Raw genomic sequence first — 4,844 nt, forward strand, 5'->3', positions numbered from 1 at the left:
CGCCAAAACATCTTCGGCGTTGTAAGGTTAAGCCTCACGGTTCATTAGTACCGGTTAGCTCAACGCATCGCTGCGCTTACACACCCGGCCTATCAACGTCGTCGTCTTCAACGTTCCTTCAGGAGACTTATAGTCTCAGGGAGAACTCATCTCGGGGCAAGTTTCGTGCTTAGATGCTTTCAGCACTTATCTCTTCCGCATTTAGCTACCGGGCAGTGCCATTGGCATGACAACCCGAACACCAGTGATGCGTCCACTCCGGTCCTCTCGTACTAGGAGCAGCCCCCCTCAATTCTCCAGCGCCCACGGCAGATAGGGACCGAACTGTCTCACGACGTTCTAAACCCAGCTCGCGTACCACTTTAAATGGCGAACAGCCATACCCTTGGGACCTACTTCAGCCCCAGGATGTGATGAGCCGACATCGAGGTGCCAAACACCGCCGTCGATATGAACTCTTGGGCGGTATCAGCCTGTTATCCCCGGAGTACCTTTTATCCGTTGAGCGATGGCCCTTCCATTCAGAACCACCGGATCACTATGACCTGCTTTCGCACCTGCTCGCGCCGTCACGCTCGCAGTCAAGCCAGCTTATGCCATTGCACTAACCTCCTGATGTCCGACCAGGATTAGCTGACCTTCGTGCTCCTCCGTTACGCTTTAGGAGGAGACCGCCCCAGTCAAACTACCCACCAGACACTGTCCGCAACCCGGATCACGGGTCCACGTTAGAACATCAAACATTAAAGGGTGGTATTTCAAGGTTGGCTCCACGCAGACTGGCGTCCACGCTTCAAAGCCTCCCACCTATCCTACACATCAAGGCTCAATGTTCAGTGTCAAGCTATAGTAAAGGTTCACGGGGTCTTTCCGTCTTGCCGCGGGTACACTGCATCTTCACAGCGAGTTCAATTTCACTGAGTCTCGGGTGGAGACAGCCTGGCCATCATTACGCCATTCGTGCAGGTCGGAACTTACCCGACAAGGAATTTCGCTACCTTAGGACCGTTATAGTTACGGCCGCCGTTTACCGGGGCTTCGATCAAGAGCTTCTCCTTGCGGATGACCCCATCAATTAACCTTCCGGCACCGGGCAGGCGTCACACCGTATACGTCCACTTTCGTGTTTGCACAGTGCTGTGTTTTTAATAAACAGTTGCAGCCAGCTGGTATCTTCGACTGGTTTCAGCTCCGTGAGCAAGTCACTTCACCTACACACCAGCGTGCCTTCTCCCGAAGTTACGGCACCATTTTGCCTAGTTCCTTCACCCGAGTTCTCTCAAGCGCCTTGGTATTCTCTACCTGACCACCTGTGTCGGTTTGGGGTACGATTTGATGTTACCTGGAGCTTAGAGGCTTTTCCTGGAAGCAGGGCATTTGTTGCTTCAGCACCGTGGTGCCTCGTCGTCACGCCTCAGTGTTAAGAACAACCGGATTTGCCTGGTCATTCCACCTTCACGCTTAAACCGGGACAACCGTCGCCCGGCCAACATAGCCTTCTCCGTCCCCCCTTCGCAGTAACACCGAGTACAGGAATATTAACCTGTTTCCCATCGACTACGCCTTTCGGCCTCGCCTTAGGGGTCGACTCACCCTGCCCCGATTAACGTTGGACAGGAACCCTTGGTCTTCCGGCGAGCGGGCTTTTCACCCGCTTTATCGTTACTTATGTCAGCATTCGCACTTCTGATACCTCCAGCACCCCTCACAGGACACCTTCAACGGCTTACAGAACGCTCCCCTACCCAACAACACATAGTGTCGCTGCCGCAGCTTCGGTGCATGGTTTAGCCCCGTTACATCTTCCGCGCAGGCCGACTCGACCAGTGAGCTATTACGCTTTCTTTAAATGATGGCTGCTTCTAAGCCAACATCCTGGCTGTCTGGGCCTTCCCACATCGTTTCCCACTTAACCATGACTTTGGGACCTTAGCTGGCGGTCTGGGTTGTTTCCCTCTTCACGACGGACGTTAGCACCCGCCGTGTGTCTCCCGTGATAACATTCTCCGGTATTCGTAGTTTGCATCGGGTTGGTAAGCCGGGATGGCCCCCTAGCCGAAACAGTGCTCTACCCCCGGAGATGAATTCACGAGGCGCTACCTAAATAGCTTTCGGGGAGAACCAGCTATCTCCCGGTTTGATTGGCCTTTCACCCCCAGCCACAGGTCATCCGCTAATTTTTCAACATTAGTCGGTTCGGTCCTCCAGTTAGTGTTACCCAACCTTCAACCTGCCCATGGCTAGATCACCGGGTTTCGGGTCTATACCCTGCAACTTAACGCCCAGTTAAGACTCGGTTTCCCTTCGGCTCCCCTATTCGGTTAACCTTGCTACAGAATATAAGTCGCTGACCCATTATACAAAAGGTACGCAGTCACCCCATAAATGAGGCTCCCACTGCTTGTACGTACACGGTTTCAGGTTCTGTTTCACTCCCCTCGCCGGGGTTCTTTTCGCCTTTCCCTCACGGTACTGGTTCACTATCGGTCAGTCAGGAGTATTTAGCCTTGGAGGATGGTCCCCCCATATTCAGACAGGATACCACGTGTCCCGCCCTACTCTTCGAACTCACAGCACATGCATTTTTGTGTACGGGAGTATCACCCTGTACCCTGCGACTTTCCAGACGCTTCCACTAACACACATGCTGATTCAGGTTCTGGGCTGCTCCCCGTTCGCTCGCCGCTACTGGGGGAATCTCGGTTGATTTCTTTTCCTCGGGGTACTTAGATGTTTCAGTTCCCCCGGTTCGCCTCATTAACCTATGGATTCAGTTAATGATAGTGTGACAAGTCACACTGGGTTTCCCCATTCGGACATCGCCGGCTATAACGGTTCATATCACCTTACCGGCGCTTTTCGCAGATTAGCACGTCCTTCATCGCCTCTGACTGCCAGGGCATCCACCGTGTACGCTTAGTCGCTTAACCTCACAACCCGAAGATGTTTCACTTCTGATTGCAAAAATTTGAGAGACTCGAACACACCGCTTGTCTGTTCTTATTTACGGAGAACAGACACAGTGTGTCGTTTCAATTTTCAGCTTGATCCAGATTTTTAAAGAGCAAATATCTCAAACGTCACCCGAAGATGAGTTTTGAGATATAAAGGCAGGTGACTTTCACTCACAAACCAGCAAGTGGCGTCCCCTAGGGGATTCGAACCCCTGTTACCGCCGTGAAAGGGCGGTGTCCTGGGCCTCTAGACGAAGGGGACACTGAAGTCTCAATCGTAAGACGCCTTGCTATTTACTTTTCATCAGACAATCTGTGTGGACACTACAGAGAAAGGTTCTTTCAGGTAAGGAGGTGATCCAACCGCAGGTTCCCCTACGGTTACCTTGTTACGACTTCACCCCAGTCATGAATCACAAAGTGGTAAGCGCCCTCCCGAAGGTTAAGCTACCTACTTCTTTTGCAACCCACTCCCATGGTGTGACGGGCGGTGTGTACAAGGCCCGGGAACGTATTCACCGTAGCATTCTGATCTACGATTACTAGCGATTCCGACTTCATGGAGTCGAGTTGCAGACTCCAATCCGGACTACGACGCACTTTATGAGGTCCGCTTGCTCTCGCGAGGTCGCTTCTCTTTGTATGCGCCATTGTAGCACGTGTGTAGCCCTGGTCGTAAGGGCCATGATGACTTGACGTCATCCCCACCTTCCTCCAGTTTATCACTGGCAGTCTCCTTTGAGTTCCCGGCCGAACCGCTGGCAACAAAGGATAAGGGTTGCGCTCGTTGCGGGACTTAACCCAACATTTCACAACACGAGCTGACGACAGCCATGCAGCACCTGTCTCACAGTTCCCGAAGGCACCAAGCCATCTCTGGCAAGTTCTGTGGATGTCAAGACCAGGTAAGGTTCTTCGCGTTGCATCGAATTAAACCACATGCTCCACCGCTTGTGCGGGCCCCCGTCAATTCATTTGAGTTTTAACCTTGCGGCCGTACTCCCCAGGCGGTCTATTTAACGCGTTAGCTCCGGAAGCCACGCCTCAAGGGCACAACCTCCAAATAGACATCGTTTACGGCGTGGACTACCAGGGTATCTAATCCTGTTTGCTCCCCACGCTTTCGCACCTGAGCGTCAGTCTTCGTCCAGGAGGCCGCCTTCGCCACCGGTATTCCTCCAGATCTCTACGCATTTCACCGCTACACCTGGAATTCTACCTCCCTCTACGAGACTCAAGCCTGCCAGTTTCGGATGCAGTTCCCAGGTTGAGCCCGGGGATTTCACATCCGACTTGACAGACCGCCTGCGTGCGCTTTACGCCCAGTAATTCCGATTAACGCTTGCACCCTCCGTATTACCGCGGCTGCTGGCACGGAGTTAGCCGGTGCTTCTTCTGCGGGTAACGTCAATTGCTGCGGTTATTAACCACAACACCTTCCTCCCCGCTGAAAGTACTTTACAACCCGAAGGCCTTCTTCATACACGCGGCATGGCTGCATCAGGCTTGCGCCCATTGTGCAATATTCCCCACTGCTGCCTCCCGTAGGAGTCTGGACCGTGTCTCAGTTCCAGTGTGGCTGGTCATCCTCTCAGACCAGCTAGGGATCGTCGCCTAGGTGAGCCGTTACCCCACCTACTAGCTAATCCCATCTGGGCACATCTGATGGCAAGAGGCCCGAAGGTCCCCCTCTTTGGTCTTGCGACGTTATGCGGTATTAGCTACCGTTTCCAGTAGTTATCCCCCTCCATCAGGCAGTTTCCCAGACATTACTCACCCGTCCGCCACTCGTCACCCGAGAGCAAGCTCTCTGTGCTACCGTTCGACTTGCATGTGTTAGGCCTGCCGCCAGCGTTCAATCTGAGCCATGATCAAACTCTTCAATTTAAA

Annotated in this window: 1 tRNA gene and 2 rRNA genes; all 3 read right to left on the minus strand. The window is 53.2% G+C overall.

Annotated elements, in window-relative coordinates:
• Positions 1 to 23 precede the first annotated feature (23 nt).
• A 23S ribosomal RNA gene (locus RW65_RS00130) occupies positions 24 to 2,930 on the minus strand.
• A gap of 210 nt (positions 2,931 to 3,140) precedes the next feature.
• A tRNA-Glu gene (locus RW65_RS00135) sits at positions 3,141 to 3,216 on the minus strand.
• A gap of 85 nt (positions 3,217 to 3,301) precedes the next feature.
• A 16S ribosomal RNA gene (locus RW65_RS00140) occupies positions 3,302 to 4,841 on the minus strand.
• Together the 16S and 23S rRNA genes with 1 tRNA gene alongside form the textbook arrangement of a ribosomal RNA operon.
• Positions 4,842 to 4,844: the final 3 nt, after the last annotated feature.

The sequence above is a fragment of the Enterobacter sp. Bisph1 genome (assembly GCF_000814905.1).
Lineage (GTDB): Bacteria > Pseudomonadota > Gammaproteobacteria > Enterobacterales > Enterobacteriaceae > Kosakonia.